Below are 16,948 nucleotides of genomic sequence, written 5' to 3' on the forward strand. Positions count from 1 at the left end.
GTTGAAAACAAGGCGCACGATCAGGCAAGCGTAAAGGTGAAAGGCGTTAGATATTTAGCGGGCACGACCCGGCGGCGGCCGGGTCGTGCTGATTGCTCAGCCGCGCTGCCAGAGTGCGTAGTAGACCTGGCCGGCCTTTTTCTCGCGGTGCAGGCGCCAGTTGCCAGGCAACTGCAAGGTCGATGGCGGGGTTTCGCTCTCGGTGTAGATCCAGGCGTTTTCGGCCAGCCACTGACGCTCTTCAAGCAGGGCGCAGGTGGTCGGCAGCAAGCCCTGGTTGAACGGCGGATCGAGGAACACCAGGTCGAAGGCCAGCTTCGGCTCACCTTGCAGGTAGCGCTGGGCGTCAGTCTGGATCACCTGGCCGCGAGGGCAGCGCAGGGTCTCGAGGTTCTGCCGCAGGCTGGCGATGGCCGCCGGGTTGCTGTCCAGGGCCACGGAATCGCCCGCGCCACGGGACAGCGCTTCGAGGTACAGGGCGCCGCTGCCGGTGTAGGCGTCGAGCACCTTGGCTCCTTCGATGTGCGGGGCAAGCCAGTTGAACAGGGTCTCGCGGACCCGGTCCGGGGTTGGGCGCAGGCCCGGCGCGTCAGGGAAGCCCAGGCGCCGGCTGCGCCATTCGCCGGCAATGATGCGCAGCTGGCCCTGGCCGTGGTGCGGCTTGGCCGGTTTTGCGGATGGACTGGCCATTAATGCTCCGGTACGCCAAGCGGTTGCTCGGCGGGTTTGTCAGTGGGCGGCGGCAAGGGTTTTTGCGGCACGCTTGGCCCGGCGGTGACGATAACCATCTTGTCAGCGGCCAGGTGTTTGTTCAGCGCTGCCTTGACCTGTTCAGTGGTCAGTTGCTGGGACTGCTGCATGTAGTCTTCCAGCCAGGTCAGTGGCAGGTTGTAGAAGCCGATGGCGCCCAGTTGGCCAACGATGCTGGCGTTGCTGGCATTGGACAGCGGGAAGCTGCCGGCCAGTTCCCGCTTGGCGTCGTCCAGCTCAGCCTGGCTCGGGCCGCTCTTGAGGTAGTCGGCGAGGATGTCCTGGACCAGCTTGAGGGTGCCTTCGCTGAGCTCGGCACGGGTCTGCAGGTTGATCATGAACGGGCCACGCACCTGCATCGGGCTGAACACCGAGTATACGCCGTAGGTCAGGCCGCGTTTCTCGCGCACTTCGCTCATCAGGCGGGTGCCGAAGGTGCCACCCCCGAGGATCTGGTTGCCCAGCGACAACGCCGGGTAGTCCGGATCGTTACGATCAATGCCCAGTTGCGCGAGCATCAGGTGGGTCTGCTTGGACGGGAAGTCAATGTGGGTTGCGCCGGCCTTGGGTTCGCTTGGCTGGGCCACTTTGGCCAGGGCCGGGCCTTTTGGCAGGGCCGAGGACACCTGTGCGGCAATAGCTTCGGCTTCGCTGCGGCTCAGGTCGCCGACCAGGGCGATCACCGTATTGCCAGCGGCATAGGCCTTGGCGTGGAAGGCACGCAGTTGCTCCAGGGTGATCGGCGCAATGCTCTTGGCGGTGCCGTCACTCGGGTGGGCATAGGGGTGGGTGCCGTACAGGCGCTCGAACAGCTCGATGCTGGCCAGCTTGCCGGGGTTCTGCTTCTGGTATTCGAAGCCGGCCTGCATCTGGTTCTTGATGCGCGCCAGGGCGTCCTGCGGGAAGGTCGGCTTGCCGACCACTTCGGCGAACAGCTTGAGCGCAGGTTCGCGCTTGTCGGTCGCGCTCAGGCTGCGCAGCGAGGCCACGGCCATGTCGCGGTAGGCGCCGTTGCCAAAGTCGGCGCCCAAGCCTTCGAAGCCTTCGGCAATGGCGGTGACGTCCTTGCCGGCCACGCCTTCGTTGAGCATGGCGTTGGTCAGGGTCGCCAGCCCCGGGGCATCGCCGTCCTGGCTACTGCCGGCGGCGAAAGTCAGGCGCAGGTCGAACATCGGCAACTCGCGGGCTTCGACGAACAGCACGCGGGCGCCTTCGGCGGTGTTCCAGGTCTGGATGTTCAGTTGCCGGCGGCTTGGCGCCTTGCCATCCAGCTCGGCCAGCGATTGCAGGGTGTTGGCCGCCTTGGCTTCGGTGACCGCAGCCGGTTGCGCGGCGTTATCCGATTGCGCAGGTTTGGCCAGGAAGAACGCCAGCAGGCCAATCAGCAACAACAGGCCCAGGCCGATCAGGGTGTAGCGGGGTGCGCTGCGTTCACTCATGAGCGTTCTCCTCGGGCAGTACATGGGCAACGCTCAGGCGTTCACGGGTGAAATAAGTACGGGCGGCGTTCTGGATGTCGGCCGGGGTCACGCTTTTGAGCTCGTCCAGCTCGCTGTCGATCAGTTTCCACGACAGGCCGACGGTTTCCAGTTGGCCGATGGCGGTGGCCTGGCTGCTGATCGAGTCACGGTCGTAGACCAGCCCGGCGATGACCTGGGCACGTACGCGCTCAAGCTCTTCAGCCGACGGCGGGGTGTTTTTTCAGCTCGTCGAGCAGCTTCCAGATACCGGCTTCGACGTCGGCCAGGGTCTTGTGCTTTTGCAGGTTCGGCATGGCCGAGATCACGAACAGGCTGTCGCCGCGGGTGAACGGGTTGTAGCTCGACGAAGCCCCGGTGACCAGCTCCTGGCCGCGCTCCAGGCGGCTTGGCAGGCGCGCGCTGTAGCCGCCGTCGAGCAATGCCGAGATCAGCCGCAGGGCGTGCACGCTGCGCGGGTCCTTGGCGGTGGCCAGGCCCGGGGTGTTGAAACCGTAGATCAGGCTCGGTAGCTGGGTTTGCACATGCAGGGTGGTTTCCCGCAGGCCCGGCTCGGCCAGTTCGAGTGGCAGCTTGGCCGGTGGCACCGCGCGTTTCGGGATGGCGCCGAAGAAGCGCTGGGCCAGGCCCTTGACCTCGTCGACGGTGACATCGCCAACCACCACCAGGGTGGCGTTGTTCGGCACGTACCAGGACTCGTACCAGTGGCGCAGTTCCTCGACCTTCATGCGGTCAAGGTCTGCCATCCAGCCGATGGTCGGGGTGCGGTAGCTGCTGGCCGGAAAAGCCATGGCGCTGAACAGCTCGAAGGCCTTGGCGTTGGGCTGGTCGTCGGTGCGCAGGCGGCGCTCTTCCTTGATGACCTCGATCTCGCGGCTGAATTCGTCGGCCGGCAGGCGCAGGCTGGCCATGCGGTCGGCTTCAAGCTCCAGGGCCACCGGCAGGCGGTCGCGGGCCAGTACCTGGTAATAAGCGGTGTAGTCGTCGCTGGTGAAGGCGTTCTCTTCGGCGCCCAGGTCGCGCAGGATGCGCGAGGCTTCGCCAGGGCCGAGCTTCTCGCTGCCTTTGAACATCATGTGTTCCAGGGCATGGGAAAGGCCGGTCTGGCCCGGTGATTCGTAGGTCGAACCGACCTTGTACCAGATCTGCGAGACCACCACCGGCGCCCGGTGGTCCTCGCGCACGACCACTTTAAGGCCGTTGTCGAGAATGAATTCGTGGGTGGGTTGCGTATCGGCGGCGAAGGCCGCGAACGGCAGACAAACTGTGCTGAGCAACAGGCCAGCGGCGCGGCGGGCTAGAGCATTCATACGTTGTTTAACCTGTAGGACTGCCCGCGTGGTCTTAGCGTCGGCGGGCTTGGAGGTGCTAGGATACTGATCCGGTTGCCTGAGGACCATGCCTGTCATGGAACCAGCCCGAAGGCTTGATGACAAAATGCTGCGCAAGAACGAGCCGGATTAAAAGTAGACTGTTCTGCGTTAAAAGAATTTAAGAAGCGCCGCAGTGGCGCATCGCTACCCTGAGATAGCCGTCTTCCATGTTTGGTTCCAACGACGACAAAAAGACGCCGGCCGCGGCTGGTGAAAAGAAAGGCCTGTTCGGCTGGTTGCGCAAAAAACCGCAGCAACCCGTAGCCGAACAGCCGCAAAACCCCATTCCGGCTGACGCGGAGCAACCGGCTGCGTTGCCGGTCGAAACGCCGGCTGCCGTTGCCCCGGTCGAGGTGGCTGCAGCACCTGTTGCTGCGCCTGCACCGGTTGCTGTTCCAGAGCCCCTCGCCGTTGCGCCCGTTGCGGCGCCGGTCGAGGTCCAGCCCGCAGCGCCCGCCGGCCTGGTGCTGCCCGTGCCGGAAGAGCCGGTTGCCCTGGTCGCCGACCTTGAGCCACACACACCGCCGCCGATTCCGCCGCGTCAGGAGCCTGCTCCCGCGCCAGTGGTTGAGCCAGTGTTCATCGCGCCTGAGCCGGTGGTGGTTGCACCTGAACCGGTTGTAGCGCCGGAACCAGTGGTAGTGCCCGAGCCCGAGCCTGTACCTGTAGTTGCTGCTGTTGCAGCGCCAGTTCCGGTTGTCGAGCCAGCCCCGGCCGAGCCTGCCGCACCTGTGCGCAGCGAAGAGAGCAAGGGCGGCTTCTTCGCCCGCCTCAAGCAGGGCCTGTCGAAGACCAGCGCCAGCATTGGCGAAGGCATGGCCAGCCTGTTCCTCGGCAAGAAGGCCATCGATGACGACCTGCTTGATGAAATCGAAACCCGCCTGCTGACCGCCGATGTTGGCGTCGAAGCCACCTCGGTGATCGTCCAGAGCCTGACCCAGAAGGTCGCGCGCAAGCAGCTGGCCGACAGCGACGCGCTGTACAAGTCGCTGCAAGACGAGCTGGCCGACCTGCTCAAGCCGGTCGAGCAACCGCTGCACATTCAAGCCCAGAGCAAGCCGTTCGTGATCCTGGTGGTCGGCGTCAATGGTGCCGGCAAGACCACCACCATCGGCAAGCTGGCGAAGAAGCTGCAGCTTGAAGGCAAGAAGGTCATGCTCGCCGCGGGTGACACCTTCCGCGCCGCAGCGGTCGAGCAACTGCAGGTCTGGGGCGAGCGTAACCAGATCCCGGTCATCGCCCAGCACACCGGTGCCGATTCGGCTTCGGTTATCTTCGATGCCGTGCAAGCCGCCAAGGCCCGTAACATCGATGTGCTGATCGCCGACACCGCCGGCCGCCTGCACACCAAAGACAACCTGATGGAAGAGCTGAAGAAGGTTCGCCGGGTCATTGGCAAGCTCGATGCCGACGCGCCGCACGAGGTGCTGCTGGTGCTCGACGCCGGTACCGGCCAGAACGCCATCAACCAGGCCAAGCACTTCAACCAGAGCGTTGAACTGACCGGCCTGGCCCTGACCAAGCTCGACGGTACCGCCAAGGGTGGGGTGATCTTTGCCCTGGCCAAGCAGTTCGGCCTGCCGATCCGCTATATTGGCGTGGGCGAAGGGATTGACGATCTGCGCACCTTCGAAGCCGAACCCTTCGTGAAAGCACTGTTTGCCGAGCGGGAGCATCCATGATTCGATTCGAACAGGTCGCCAAGCGCTACCCCAATGGTCACGTTGGCCTGCATGAGTTGAGTTTTCGGGTGCGTCGGGGCGAATTCCTGTTCGTGACCGGCCATTCCGGTGCCGGCAAAAGCACTCTGCTGCGCCTGCTGCTGGCCATGGAACGCCCTACCAGCGGCAAGCTGCTGCTGGCCGGGCAGGACCTGGGGCAGATCAGCAACGCGCAAATCCCGTTCCTGCGCCGGCAGATCGGCGTGGTGTTCCAGAACCACCAGTTGCTGTTCGACCGTACCGTATTCAACAACGTCGCCCTGCCGCTGCAGATCCTTGGCCTGTCCAAGGCAGAAGTGGCCAAGCGGGTCGACTCGGCGCTCGAGCGCGTGGCCTTGTCGGACAAGGCCGAGCTGTACCCGGGTGACCTGTCTACCGGCCAGCAGCAGCGCGTCGGCATTGCCCGCGCCATCGTTCACCGCCCGGCCTTGCTGCTGGCGGACGAACCCACCGGTAACCTCGACCCGCGCCTGGCTGCGGAGATCATGGGTGTTTTCGAAGATATCAACCGCCTGGGCACCAGCGTACTGATCGCCAGTCACGACCTGGCGCTGATCGCGCGCATGCGCCATCGCATGCTGACCCTGCAGCGCGGCCGCTTGATCGGCGATGGGGAGGCCGGGCAATGAGTGCGACACGCAGTCCCAAGGTTTCCGAGCGGGTAGCGCCAAAAGCCGCTGACCCCGCGCCGGAAAAGAAAAAAACCGGCGGCGGCCACGACGATGACGGCCCGGATTTCCGTACCCTGCTGCACGCCTGGCTGGAAAGCCACCGCTCAAGCCTGCTCGACAGCCTGCGGCGCCTGGGCAAGCAGCCGATCGGCAGCTTCTTTACCTGCCTGGTGATGGCCGTGGCCCTGAGCCTGCCCATGGGCCTGTCGTTGCTGCTGAGCAACGTCGAGCGCCTGGGTGGATCGTGGCAGCGCGCGGCGCAGATTTCCCTGTACTTGAAGCTCGATGCCAGCAGCCACGACGGCGAAGCCTTGCGCGAGCAGATCAAAGGTTTGCCAGGGGTTGCCGAGGCCGAATACGTCAGCCGCGAACAAGCCCTCAACGAGTTCCAGCAGCAGTCCGGCCTGGGCGAAGCCCTGCGCGAACTGCCGGAGAACCCGTTGCCTGGGGTCGTGGTGGTGACTCCCGCAGAGGTCGACAAGCCGGCGCTGGAAGCCCTGCGTCAGCGCCTGGCCGAGCTGCCCAAGGTCGAAGCCGCGCAACTGGACCTGGTGTGGGTCGAGCGCCTGGCGGCGATTCTCAAACTGGGCGACCGCTTTGTCTTCGGCCTGACCGTCTTGCTGGTCTCGGCGCTGCTTTTGGTAATTGGTAACACAATTCGCCTGCACATCGAGAACCGCCGCACCGAGATCGAGGTGATCAAGCTGGTTGGCGGCACCGACAGCTATGTGCGCCGGCCTTTCCTGTACATGGGCGCCTTGTATGGCCTGGGTGCCGGGGTATTGGCCTGGGGCGTGCTGGCGTTTGGCCTGAACTGGCTGAACGACGCGGTTATCGGGCTTTCCGGGCTGTACGGCAGTGATTTTGCCTTGGCCGGGGTTCCGTCAGCCGATGGTCTGTCCCTCTTGCTTGGGGCGGTGTTGTTAGGGTATATCGGTGCTTGGATTGCGGTCGCCCGCCACTTGAGCGAGCTTGCACCGCGATAGTGTCTTTTTGCTGGTATTGACTCTTTTCATTTTTAGGGAACTTGTTTCGCGGTTCCCGGTCAATGTTGGCAGTGCCTTTGGCACGAGTTTAGTGAGTCGGAGGTTTTTTCGTATGACCACTTCGTTGCAACCTGCCTATGCCCTGGTTCCCGGCGCAAACCTGGAAGCCTATGTGCACACGGTCAACAGCATTCCATTGCTGACACCCGAGCAGGAGCGTGAACTGGCCGAGAGTCTCTACTATGAGCAGGATCTTGGGGCGGCTCGGCAGATGGTGCTCGCCCACCTGCGTTTTGTTGTACACATCGCTCGCAGCTATTCGGGCTACGGGCTGGCCCAGGCCGACCTGATTCAGGAAGGCAACGTTGGCCTGATGAAAGCGGTCAAGCGCTTCAACCCGGAAATGGGCGTGCGCCTGGTGTCCTTTGCGGTGCACTGGATCAAGGCCGAGATTCACGAGTTCATCCTGCGCAACTGGCGGATCGTCAAGGTGGCGACCACCAAGGCCCAGCGCAAGCTGTTCTTCAACCTGCGCAGCCAGAAAAAACGCCTGGCCTGGCTGAACAACGATGAAGTTCATCGTGTCGCCGAAAGCCTGGGTGTCGAACCGCGTGAAGTGCGTGAAATGGAGAGCCGCCTGACCGGTCAGGACATGGCCTTCGACCCGGCCAGTGAAGCTGACGACGACAGTGCATTCCAGTCGCCGGCCAACTACCTGGAAGACCACCGTTACGACCCTGCGCGTCAACTGGAGGATGCCGACTGGAGTGACAACTCCACCAGCAACCTGCACGAAGCCCTGCAAGGCCTGGATGACCGCAGCCGCGATATTCTCTATCAGCGCTGGCTGGCCGAGGAAAAGGCCACCCTGCATGACCTGGCCGAGAAATACAGCGTATCCGCCGAGCGGATACGCCAGCTGGAAAAGAACGCGATGAACAAGGTCAAAGCCTTGATCGCGGTCTGATTCGCAAAACGGCAATAACCAAAAAGCCCCGACGTGTCGGGGCTTTTTCATGATTCTCCGCCACCCCTGTCGAGGCTGTTATGACCATTTCCTTGTATGCCGCTTCTGTTCCTGTCTTCAAGCAGATGCTCAACGCCCTGAGTGATGTACTGAACAAGGCCGAAGCTCACGCCACGGCGAAAAACATTGATCCGAGCGTTTTCCTCCAGGCTCGCCTGTATCCGGATATGTTTCCGCTGGTTCGCCAGGTGCAGATCGCTGTTGATTTCGCCAAGGGCGTTTCGGCGCGCCTGGCTGAGGTCGAGTTGCCGAAATACGATGACAGCGAAACCACCTTTGCCGAGCTGCAAGCGCTGATCAGCAAGGTCCTGGCTTTCCTGGACGGCATTGCGCCGGCGCAGATCGACGGCAAGGAAGGCATTGAAATCGTGACCCGTCCGGGCACGCCGAAAGAGAAGCGCTTCAGTGGCCAGGCCTATTTGCTGACCTACGGCCTGCCGCAATTCTTCTTCCACGTCACCACCACCTACGCAATCCTGCGTCACAACGGTGTAGAAGTGGGCAAGCGTGACTACATGGGCGCGTTCTAAAACGTTTACCCAGTAATGGGCAAGCAGTAAAAACCCGGCAAAGCGTGCGCTTTGCCGGGTTTTTTATTGCTTCCAAGGTGCCCGACGCGGGCTGTCCAGCTGGGCCAGGTAGCTGTTACCGCCGAGCTGGCGCATCTGCTGGCGAATCCAGCCTGCGCGTCGCGCCACATAAGTGCTGGGCCGGCTGGCGCTCCAGTTCAGCGGGCTGGGCAGCACCGCAGCCAGCAGGCTGGCCTGCTGGCGCGAAAGCTGGCTGGCATCGACGCCGAAGTGGTGCCGGGCGGCCGCCTGTGCACCAAACACGCCTTCGCCCCACTCGGCGCTATTGAGATATACCTCAAGAATCCGCTCTTTCGACCACAGCAGCTCGATCAAAGCGGTGAACCAGGCTTCGAGCCCCTTGCGCAACCAGCTACGGCCGGCCCAGAGGAACTGGTTCTTGGCCACTTGCTGGCTCAAGGTACTGGCGCCGCGGATGCTGCCGCCGCGTTCGTTATGGGCCAGCGCCGCCTGGATGGCGTTGAAGTCAAAGCCCCAGTGGTTGGCGAACTTCTGGTCTTCGCCGGCTATCACAGCCACTTTCAGCTCATCGGAGATTCGCTCCCACGGCTCCCAGTCCCGTTGCAAGTCGATCGTCTGGCCATCGAACCAGGACTCGACCTTGCGCTCGACCATCAGGGCGGTGCCGGGCGGCGGCACCCAGCGAAACACCAGCACCAGCAGGGCGCTGCCTGCGGCAAACCACAGCAGGGCACGGGTGAGGCGACGGAAAATGGAAGACAGCATAGGCGATGGCTTGGCCGAAGCGATGGAGCGGGCCATTATACAGACCCTGTGCTGACTAGGAGTCTTCCCAATGCTGCGTAGTTTTCTGCTGCTTTCGGCGTTTTTCGGCTTTACCGGTGTGGCCCTGGGCGCCTTTGCTGCCCATGGCCTCAAGGGCCGGCTGAGCAGCGAATACCTGGCGATCTTTCATACCGGCGTCACCTACCAGCTGGTACACGCCCTGGCCCTGCTCGCGGTAGCAGTGCTGTCGGTGCACCTGCCCGGGCGTCTGGTCGGGTGGGCCGGTGGTCTGTTCACCCTGGGGATCCTGCTGTTTTCCGGTAGCCTGTATGTGCTGACCCTGAGCGGCATCGGCAAGCTCGGTATCATCACTCCCTTTGGCGGCCTGGCGTTTCTCGGCGGATGGCTGTGCCTGGGCCTTGCAGCCTGGCGCCTGAGCTGACCCGCGAGTCCGGATCGAGACGAATGGCGCGGCCCGGCCTTGGGTTTGCGCCCTGATCAGGGCTAGAATGCGGGCCCCTAAAAATAATGGCGGCCGTGCGCATGCGCATTCAACTGAACGGTGAACCTTTCGAATTGCCCGATGGCGAAAGCGTCGCGGCCCTGCTCAACCGGCTTGACCTGGCGGGTCGCCGGGTGGCGGTCGAACTCAACCTGGACATCGTGCCGCGCAGCCAGCACGACGTCACCACGCTGAACGACGGCGACCAGGTTGAAGTGGTGCACGCCATTGGCGGCGGCTAGGCCTTCGCGCTTCACCTGCAAGTCCCTCAACCTTCAAGAGGATTACCGATGAGCAACGTTCGTAGCGACAAGCCCTTCACCCTGGCCGGTCGTACCTTCCAGTCGCGCCTGCTGGTTGGCACCGGCAAGTACCGTGACCTGGAAGAAACCCGCCTGGCCATCGAGGCCTCCGGCGCCGAGATCGTCACGGTTGCCGTGCGCCGCACCAACATCGGCCAGAACCCGGGCGAACCGAACCTGCTCGACGTGCTGCCGCCCGATCGCTATACCATCCTGCCGAACACCGCTGGCTGCTATGACGCGGTCGAAGCCGTGCGCACCTGCCGCCTGGCCCGTGAGCTGCTCGATGGCCACAACCTGGTCAAGCTCGAAGTACTGGCCGACCAGAAGACCCTGTTCCCCAACGTGATCGAGACCCTCAAGGCCGCCGAAGTGCTGGTCAAGGACGGTTTCGACGTGATGGTCTACACCAGTGACGACCCGATCATTGCCCGCCAGCTGGCCGAAGCCGGTTGCATCGCGGTAATGCCACTGGCCGGGCTGATCGGTACGGGCCTGGGGATCTGCAACCCGTACAACCTGCAGATCATCCTCGAAGAATCGAAAGTCCCGGTGCTGGTCGATGCCGGTGTCGGTACCGCGTCCGACGCCACCATCGCCATGGAAATGGGCTGTGAGGCGGTGCTGATGAACTCGGCGATCGCGCACGCACAGCAGCCGATCATGATGGCCGAAGCCATGAAACACGCCATTGTCGCTGGCCGCCTGGCTTACCTTGCCGGGCGTATGCCGAAAAAACTCTATGCCAGCGCCTCGTCGCCGCTGGATGGTCTGATCAAGTAAGAGCCCCTGATGACTGAATCGCAAGAAACGCCGATCACCACCGAAGGCGAAGAGCGCCAACACCGCCGCATCAAGAGTTTCGTGATGCGCGCCGGGCGCATGACCGAAGGCCAGCAGCGCGGCCTGGACCAGGGTGGGCCGCTGTTCATCCTGCCCCTGGCCGAGAGCCCGGTGGACTACGACCAGGTCTTCGGCCGCTCGGCGCCGCGTACCCTGGAGATCGGCTTCGGCATGGGCCACTCCCTGCTGGAAATGGCTGCTGCCGCGCCGGAGCAGGACTTCATCGGTGTCGAAGTGCACCGTCCGGGTGTCGGTGCGCTGCTCAATGGCGTGCTGACTCAGGGCCTGAAGAACCTGCGGGTGTATGACTGCGATGCCATCGAAGTGCTGAACAAGTGCGTGGCTGACAACAGCCTCGACCGGCTGATGCTGTTCTTCCCCGACCCTTGGCACAAGAGCCGTCACCACAAGCGCCGCATCGTCCAGCCGGAATTCGCGCAGCTGGTGCGCAGCAAGCTCAAGGTGGGCGGCGTGTTCCATATGGCCACCGACTGGGAGCCCTATGCCGAATACATGCTGGAAGTGATGAACGTCGCCCCGGGTTATCGCAACCTGGCCGAAGACGGCAAGTGCGTAGAGCGCCCGGCCGAACGCCCGATCACCAAGTTCGAACGCCGCGGCGAGCGGCTTGGGCATGGGGTGTGGGACTTGAAGTTCGAAAAGCTGGCCTGAGAAGGGAGGCCGCTCGCCGGCCTCCCTGTGCTTTCAGGAATTGATGATGGTGACGTTGTCCAGGTCGCAGCGCTGGGTGCTGGTCACCTCCAGGTAGCGAATCGGTCGTCCTGACAAACCGTTGAATGTCAGCCAATGATCACCCTTGGGTACTACGCGATCATTGATCAACTGATAGTTCTGATCATAGACCCGGGCCCTAGAGTTTGCGGGCATGCTGGTCAAAGCGAACTTGAGACTCTGGCAGTTCTGCTTCAACACAAATTTCACTGTCTGGGCTTGCCCACTGTTCCAGTTACCGTGGCAGAGGCAGATGCTATTTCCGTCACACATGCCTTCAACAAAACTGACAGCGTGCATTTGCACTTGACCTGGTTGCCCAGAGGGTAGCTCAATGCGCATGTAGGGTGTGTTGATTGAGCCGCCAGCTGTAATGATCGCGCTTGCCGGCAGCAAATTAAACGTCTCGATAATGGTGTTGGATAAAGCAACTTCGGTGTTATCCACATAGAACGCGTTAGTCCTCGCTCCAACAGATGATGGCGTACCGATGCTGAGTACATGTTTTGCTTGTTTAGCAACAAAATAGCGATGTACATGTTCAAACGTCGGGCTACTGATAGGTGTTGGCGCTTCTGCCAGTACCCCGTCGATACCCAATTGGATGCTGGTACTGCCAGTAGCTTGTTCATGGCGCCTTGCCGCTACTGTGAAGCGATAGGTCGAGCCTACCTGGAAGCCGCTGACCGTTTTGTGCAGCAGGGTTCCGCTTGGATACTGATGTACCCCCTGCCTCGGGCCCACGATGTATTGCGCTTCGGGGAAGACGCCTTCAAGTATCTCCAAGTCGATACCTGCCGCGGTTTTTTCCCAGTTGTTCCAGTTGTCGGTATTAAAAGGTGTGGATTCCAGTGCCTTGATGTCCATGGTTATCTCCTCAGAGCGACCTGCCTGGCTATTGATCAATCCGCAGCAAAGTCAAAATGATCGACCGATGTACGGTTGCGCGTAGTGAGCTCGAATCGGCTGATTAGTGAATCGCGCGGGGCATTCAGCTGAACCTTGGCATTCAAGGTATTGCTGCCTGGGTCAAAGTCCTCAGAGGCGAGCAGGTTGCCATCGGCATCATAGGCATTGGCCTGGGCAGGCTGGCGGATATCTGCCCAATCGAACGTCAGTGTTTGGCAGACCCTGGGCAGGTCGAACCGGGTGGTTTGCGGGGGGTAGATATTGCCGGTGTTGTGGCCCAGACAAAGTACCTGACGCTGTGCATAACCGGGATCCTCTTCCCTGGCCTGGTGCAGGGCAATGCTGCCGGGCTGGTCGGAGGCGAGGCTGATACTCATGTGTTCCGTTGAAAAGCCTTCGCCGGGCCAGACGTGTGTGTCTGGATAACTGTCGAAGTTTTCCGTTACAGGGCCGGGTTCGAAAACGCGAATTTGATCGAGGCTGTAGTCAGCGGAGACCGCGTCCGGCGGAACACTGGACGTTGCCGTCTCGGGGGAGCAGGCATTCAGGTTAGGTGCGCGGTCGAATGTGGATATTTCCAGTGTGTGAGTGTTGTCGGTGGCCACGAAATCAAACGAGAAGGTCACCCAATGCGGTTCGACAATAGCTTGCTCGGGCGCGTGCCCAATCCCCAAAACTGCCAATTTAACAACCGGTCGCCAATAGTCCTCCTCCATGTTTCTGCGAAAGTCGACGCTGAAGCGGTACAGGTTGCCGGGAATGAAGCCGGAGACTGTCTTGTTCAAAATTTGGCCGGTAATAAAGCCTTGCGGATTCTCAAAGCGCAGGTAGTAATTACCCTCTTCGTTGAACAATTTGAGTTGCGCGCCATTAGGGCCTTTTTCCCAGCCCTGCCAGTCTTCGTCTGCGAACGGAGAAAAGTCCAGATAAGGTAGTTGTGACATACCCTGGTCCCTCAAGAAGCTTGCCTGAAAGTCGAGATCCGGCGCGACGCAACGGCTTAATGGCATGGCGCAGGGGACGTTCGCAGCGGCACGGTTGCCGCTACGAAACTCGAGATCATCTGAGCACGGCTTGAGAGGGGGGCGATACTGACAAAAATATCAGGTGCCGACGGGCGGTCAGCGCCGATCAGCAACCACGCCAATCAACACCAGCACAATCAGCAACACCGGCGCCAACGCATAGTTGTTGAACTGCGCCAGCCCCTTCACCACCCACGGGGTGGCATAGATCAGCGCGGCACCGCTGCCGATCATCACCAGCAAGGCCATGAACGGTACGCGCAAGGCGCCTGCAAGGCCGCCCAGGCGTTGTTCGACCCAGCCTTTGATATCGGTGCCAAACAGCACCAGCAAACAGCCCACCAAGGCCAGGGAAATCTCCGACAGGTTGCTGCGACTCCAGCGGGAAACGGTCGAGAGCAGGTCGAGTACCAGGTCCATTCGCAATCCTTAGGTCAAGAAATACTGCAGCAGGTCGTTGAGGAACAACTGGCCACGCGCGGTAGCGACCAGTCGCGTCGGTTCGACCTGCAAAAGCCCTTTTTGTTCGGCTTCCCGCCGCGCCGCTGCCAGTTGCTCCAGGGGCAGGCCGGTACGCTGGCTGAACAGCTCGATGTCTACGCCCTGGGTCAGGCGCAGGGCGTTCATCAGGAACTCGAAGGGCAGCTCGTCCACTGGCAGCAGCTTTTCGCCGGCCTTGAAGGGCTTGGCCGGGTTCAGGTAGTCCTTGGGCAGCCGCGTCTTCCAGGTGCGCAGGATGCGCCCGTCGGGGTGGCTGAGTTTGCCGTGGGCGCCGGCGCCGATGCCGATGAAGTCGCCAAAGCTCCAGTAGTTGAGGTTGTGCCGCGCGGCACGACCCGGCTGGGCGTAGGCCGAGACTTCGTACTGGGCGTAGCCGTGGCTGGCCAGCAGGGCCTGGCCGGCTTCCTGGATGTCCCAGAGGATGTCGTCTTCGGGCAGCAGTGGCGGCTGGTTCCAGAACACTGTGTTCGGTTCCAGGGTCAACTGGTACCAGGACAGGTGCGTGGGGTTCAGCGCAATCGCCTGGCGCAGGTCGCCCAGGGCGTCGTCCAGCGACTGGTCGGGCAGGCCATGCATCAGGTCGAGGTTGAAGTTGTCGAAGCCGGCATTGCGCGCCATGTCGGCGGCGCGAATCGCTTCGTCACCGTTGTGGATGCGACCCAGGGCTTCGAGCTTGGCCTGCTGGAAGCTCTGGATGCCGATCGACAGGCGATTGATGCCCAGTTGCCGGTAGGCCTTGAACTTCTCTTGCTCGAAGGTCCCAGGGTTGGCTTCGAGGGTGATCTCGATGTCGCTGGCAAACGGGATGCGTTGCTCCACACCGACCAGCAAGCGCCCCAGCGCGCGGGCGCTGAACAGGCTCGGGGTGCCGCCGCCAAAGAAGATCGAGCTGATCGGGCGGCCATGGACGTTGCCCAGCTCCTGGTCGAGGTCGGCGAGCAGGGCGTCGACGTAGGCTTCTTCCGGCAGTTCGGGGGTGGCGGCGTGGGAGTTGAAGTCGCAGTACGGGCATTTACGCACGCACCAGGGGATATGGATGTACAGCGCCAGGGGCGGCAGCTGTGGCAGGGCCGCCCGCGGTACTTGGGAAGTAAAGCCAGCCTCGCCCAGGTGCAGTGGCTGTGCCGGCGAACGCTCGGTCATGCCAGGCCCAGACGTTGACGCAACAGGCTCATGGCGCGGGCACGGTGGCTGATCTGGTTCTTGTCGGCAGGGCTCAGCTCGGCGCTCGAGCAATCGCGCTCCGGCACCCAGAACAGGGGGTCATAGCCAAAGCCGTGCTCGCCGCTGGCCTGGGTCAGGATGCGCCCGTGCCACAGGCCTTCGCAGAGGATCGGCAGCGGATCGTCGGCATGCCGGACCAGGGCCAGGACGCAGACGAACTGGGCGCCGCGCTGCTCCTGCGGGACGTCCTTGAGCACATCGAGCAACTTGGCGTTGTTGGCCGCATCGCCTTTGCCATCGGCATAACGAGCGGAGTAGATGCCCGGCGCGCCGCCGAGAAAGTCCACCGCCAGGCCCGAATCATCGGCCAGCGCCGGCATGCCGGAAATGCGCGCGGCATTGCGCGCCTTGAGGATGGCGTTTTCGACGAACGACAGGCCGGTTTCTTCCGGCTCGACGCTGCTGAATTCGCCAATGGAACGCAGTTGCACGGTGTCACCGAGCATGGCCTGCAGTTCCTTGAGTTTGCCGGCGTTATGGCTGGCCAATACGATTTGCTGAAAAGTCATCATTCGCCTGGAAAAAGCTCTTGGTTGAAGCTGATGGTTTCGGTCTTGCCACCAATGCCAACGTCGATGGTGAAGGTCCGGGTTTCCTGTTGTTCAACAGGGAACTGGGCGATGTAGTAGATGGCGCCCTGTTCGGTGATCTGCTTGAACTTCAACGGCACCGAGTTGCTGGTCAGGTCCTTGACGGTGCCGCTGACCTGGGTGACCAGTGGCTTGCCAGCCTTGATCACCGAGACGTTGATCACGCCCTGGTTCTTGCTGCGCACCAGTTGCGCAGCCTTGGCGATATCTGGTTGCAGGAAGGTCGAAATGAACGTGCTGTAGTGCACCGTGGTATCACCGAACACTTCCTGGCGCTCGCCCTTGATGGCATCGGCGGCGACCGCCGTCACACTCAGGCAGGCAGTCAGTAAAAAACTCAACAAGCGGCCCATGATCGTTCTCCTCCGGTGTGCGGGTTAAACCGCGACCTTGTGTTCGGTAAGGCCGGGGCTGCTGACACGGTAAATGCCGATCTCACCTAGAAGATTAGGCCATAGCTTGCTCGCCCACCCGTGGCGGTGCAAATGGTCGACCGCCAGGCGGTCGAGGACCTGGGCGCGGCGTTCGCTGCACAAGGCCTCGAAGTCTTCGAAGGTACAGAAGTGGATGTTCGGCGTGTTGTACCAGGTATACGGCATGAAGTCGGAAACCGGCATGCGACCTTTGGTCGCCAGGTACCAGCGGCAGCGCCAGTGGCCGAAGTTGGGAAAAGTGATGATGCACTGGCGGCCAACGCGCAGCATTTCGTCGAGAATGCGGTCGGGGTATTCCACGGCCTGCAGGGCCTGGGTCATGACCACCACATCGAAACTGTTGCTGGCGAAATTGCCCAGGCCCTTGTCGAGGTCCTGCTCGATGACATTGACGCCCTTGGCCACGCACTGGGCGATGTTGTCGGGGTCGATTTCCAGGCCGTAGCCGGCCACCTGCTTGTGGTCGCGCAGCGACGCCAGCAGTTCGCCGGTACCGCAACCGAGGTCGAGTACCCGGCTGCCGGCGGGGATCCAGTCTTGGATGATTTCCAGGTCGGCTCTCAT

Annotated in this window: 19 protein-coding genes and 1 pseudogene; 9 read left to right on the plus strand and 11 right to left on the minus strand. The window is 62.1% G+C overall.

Translation table 11 applies throughout. From position 1 onward, the window contains the following. Positions 1-96: 96 nt before the first annotated feature. The 3 genes and pseudogenes from rsmD to LOY34_RS01225 all read right to left on the minus strand — a co-directional run bounded on the left by rsmD (position 97) and on the right by LOY34_RS01225 (position 3,538). Positions 97-690 (minus strand): 16S rRNA (guanine(966)-N(2))-methyltransferase RsmD, encoded by a 594-nt coding sequence (gene rsmD, locus LOY34_RS01215; RefSeq protein WP_045193976.1) that lies wholly within the window; start codon positions 688-690, stop codon positions 97-99. Continuing rightward, positions 690-2,189, minus strand: a complete 1,500-nt coding sequence (locus tag LOY34_RS01220; RefSeq protein WP_195885455.1) for a pitrilysin family protein — start codon at positions 2,187-2,189, stop codon at positions 690-692. Before LOY34_RS01220 ends, rsmD begins: the two co-directional genes overlap by 1 nt. Next, a pseudogene (locus LOY34_RS01225) lies at positions 2,182-3,538 on the minus strand (M16 family metallopeptidase). Before LOY34_RS01225 ends, LOY34_RS01220 begins: the two are co-directional and overlap by 8 nt. Before the next feature lie 230 nt (positions 3,539-3,768). On the opposite strand from LOY34_RS01225, the gene ftsY reads away from it, so the two are divergent. The 5 genes from ftsY (at position 3,769) to LOY34_RS01250 (ending at position 8,536) form a co-directional block, all read left to right on the plus strand. After that, positions 3,769-5,283, plus strand: a complete 1,515-nt coding sequence (gene ftsY / locus LOY34_RS01230; RefSeq protein ID WP_258664195.1) for a signal recognition particle-docking protein FtsY — start codon at positions 3,769-3,771, stop codon at positions 5,281-5,283. Next, a complete protein-coding gene (gene ftsE, locus LOY34_RS01235) occupies positions 5,280-5,951 on the plus strand; it encodes a cell division ATP-binding protein FtsE (RefSeq protein ID WP_010222191.1) in 672 nt (223 codons plus the stop codon). Before ftsY ends, ftsE begins: the two co-directional genes overlap by 4 nt. After that, positions 5,948-6,979: a permease-like cell division protein FtsX gene (ftsX, locus tag LOY34_RS01240; RefSeq protein WP_093377228.1), complete on the plus strand. Its 1,032-nt coding sequence runs from the start codon at positions 5,948-5,950 to the stop codon at positions 6,977-6,979. Before ftsE ends, ftsX begins: the two co-directional genes overlap by 4 nt. Positions 6,980-7,091: 112 nt before the next feature. Next, complete coding sequence (rpoH, locus tag LOY34_RS01245; RefSeq protein WP_010222193.1) at positions 7,092-7,946, plus strand: RNA polymerase sigma factor RpoH; 855 nt, start codon at positions 7,092-7,094, stop codon at positions 7,944-7,946. A gap of 80 nt (positions 7,947-8,026) precedes the next feature. Then, the gene (locus tag LOY34_RS01250; protein WP_045193971.1) at positions 8,027-8,536 is read left to right on the plus strand and encodes a DUF1993 family protein; all 510 of its coding nucleotides are present in this window, start codon (positions 8,027-8,029) and stop codon (positions 8,534-8,536) included. Positions 8,537-8,599: 63 nt separating this feature from the next. On the opposite strand, the gene mtgA is transcribed toward LOY34_RS01250, so the two are convergent. Then, positions 8,600-9,358 (minus strand): monofunctional biosynthetic peptidoglycan transglycosylase, encoded by a 759-nt coding sequence (mtgA, locus tag LOY34_RS01255; protein WP_408980900.1) that lies wholly within the window; start codon positions 9,356-9,358, stop codon positions 8,600-8,602. 34 nt (positions 9,359-9,392) lie between these two features. On the opposite strand from mtgA, the gene LOY34_RS01260 reads away from it, so the two are divergent. The 4 genes from LOY34_RS01260 to trmB all read left to right on the plus strand — a co-directional run bounded on the left by LOY34_RS01260 (position 9,393) and on the right by trmB (position 11,641). Then, entirely contained in the window at positions 9,393-9,764 is a 372-nt protein-coding gene (locus LOY34_RS01260; RefSeq protein WP_045193969.1) for a DUF423 domain-containing protein, read from the plus strand. 101 nt (positions 9,765-9,865) lie between these two features. Next, positions 9,866-10,066 (plus strand): sulfur carrier protein ThiS, encoded by a 201-nt coding sequence (gene thiS, locus LOY34_RS01265; protein WP_045193991.1) that lies wholly within the window; start codon positions 9,866-9,868, stop codon positions 10,064-10,066. A gap of 48 nt (positions 10,067-10,114) precedes the next feature. Beyond that, positions 10,115-10,909, plus strand: a complete 795-nt coding sequence (locus tag LOY34_RS01270; protein WP_045193968.1) for a thiazole synthase — start codon at positions 10,115-10,117, stop codon at positions 10,907-10,909. Between the two features lie 9 nt (positions 10,910-10,918). Further along, positions 10,919-11,641 (plus strand): tRNA (guanosine(46)-N7)-methyltransferase TrmB, encoded by a 723-nt coding sequence (gene trmB, locus LOY34_RS01275; RefSeq protein ID WP_195885458.1) that lies wholly within the window; start codon positions 10,919-10,921, stop codon positions 11,639-11,641. A gap of 33 nt (positions 11,642-11,674) precedes the next feature. Here trmB and LOY34_RS01280 read toward each other — a convergent pair whose 3' ends face one another. The 7 genes from LOY34_RS01280 to metW all read right to left on the minus strand — a co-directional run bounded on the left by LOY34_RS01280 (position 11,675) and on the right by metW (position 16,948). Continuing rightward, on the minus strand, positions 11,675-12,568 hold the full coding sequence (locus LOY34_RS01280) for a hypothetical protein (protein WP_195885459.1): 894 nt from the start codon (positions 12,566-12,568) through the stop codon (positions 11,675-11,677). 35 nt (positions 12,569-12,603) lie between these two features. Beyond that, positions 12,604-13,554 (minus strand): hypothetical protein, encoded by a 951-nt coding sequence (locus tag LOY34_RS01285; protein ID WP_195885460.1) that lies wholly within the window; start codon positions 13,552-13,554, stop codon positions 12,604-12,606. A 177-nt stretch (positions 13,555-13,731) separates the two neighbouring features. Next, a complete protein-coding gene (locus LOY34_RS01290; protein WP_010222202.1) occupies positions 13,732-14,055 on the minus strand; it encodes a DUF3392 domain-containing protein in 324 nt (107 codons plus the stop codon). Positions 14,056-14,064: 9 nt separating this feature from the next. Continuing rightward, positions 14,065-15,279, minus strand: a complete 1,215-nt coding sequence (gene hemW / locus LOY34_RS01295) for a radical SAM family heme chaperone HemW (RefSeq protein WP_045193966.1) — start codon at positions 15,277-15,279, stop codon at positions 14,065-14,067. Further along, positions 15,276-15,872 carry an RdgB/HAM1 family non-canonical purine NTP pyrophosphatase gene (gene rdgB, locus LOY34_RS01300; RefSeq protein ID WP_045193965.1) on the minus strand — a complete coding sequence of 199 codons (597 nt, stop codon included), beginning with the start codon at positions 15,870-15,872 and terminating at the stop codon, positions 15,276-15,278. The genes hemW and rdgB overlap by 4 nt, the downstream gene beginning before the upstream one ends. Then, positions 15,869-16,303 (minus strand): DUF4426 domain-containing protein, encoded by a 435-nt coding sequence (locus tag LOY34_RS01305; protein ID WP_195885461.1) that lies wholly within the window; start codon positions 16,301-16,303, stop codon positions 15,869-15,871. Before LOY34_RS01305 ends, rdgB begins: the two co-directional genes overlap by 4 nt. Positions 16,304-16,327: 24 nt before the next feature. Then, entirely contained in the window at positions 16,328-16,948 is a 621-nt protein-coding gene (gene metW / locus LOY34_RS01310) for a methionine biosynthesis protein MetW (RefSeq protein ID WP_038997652.1), read from the minus strand.

Source organism: Pseudomonas sp. B21-009 (assembly GCF_024749345.1).
GTDB lineage: Bacteria > Pseudomonadota > Gammaproteobacteria > Pseudomonadales > Pseudomonadaceae > Aquipseudomonas.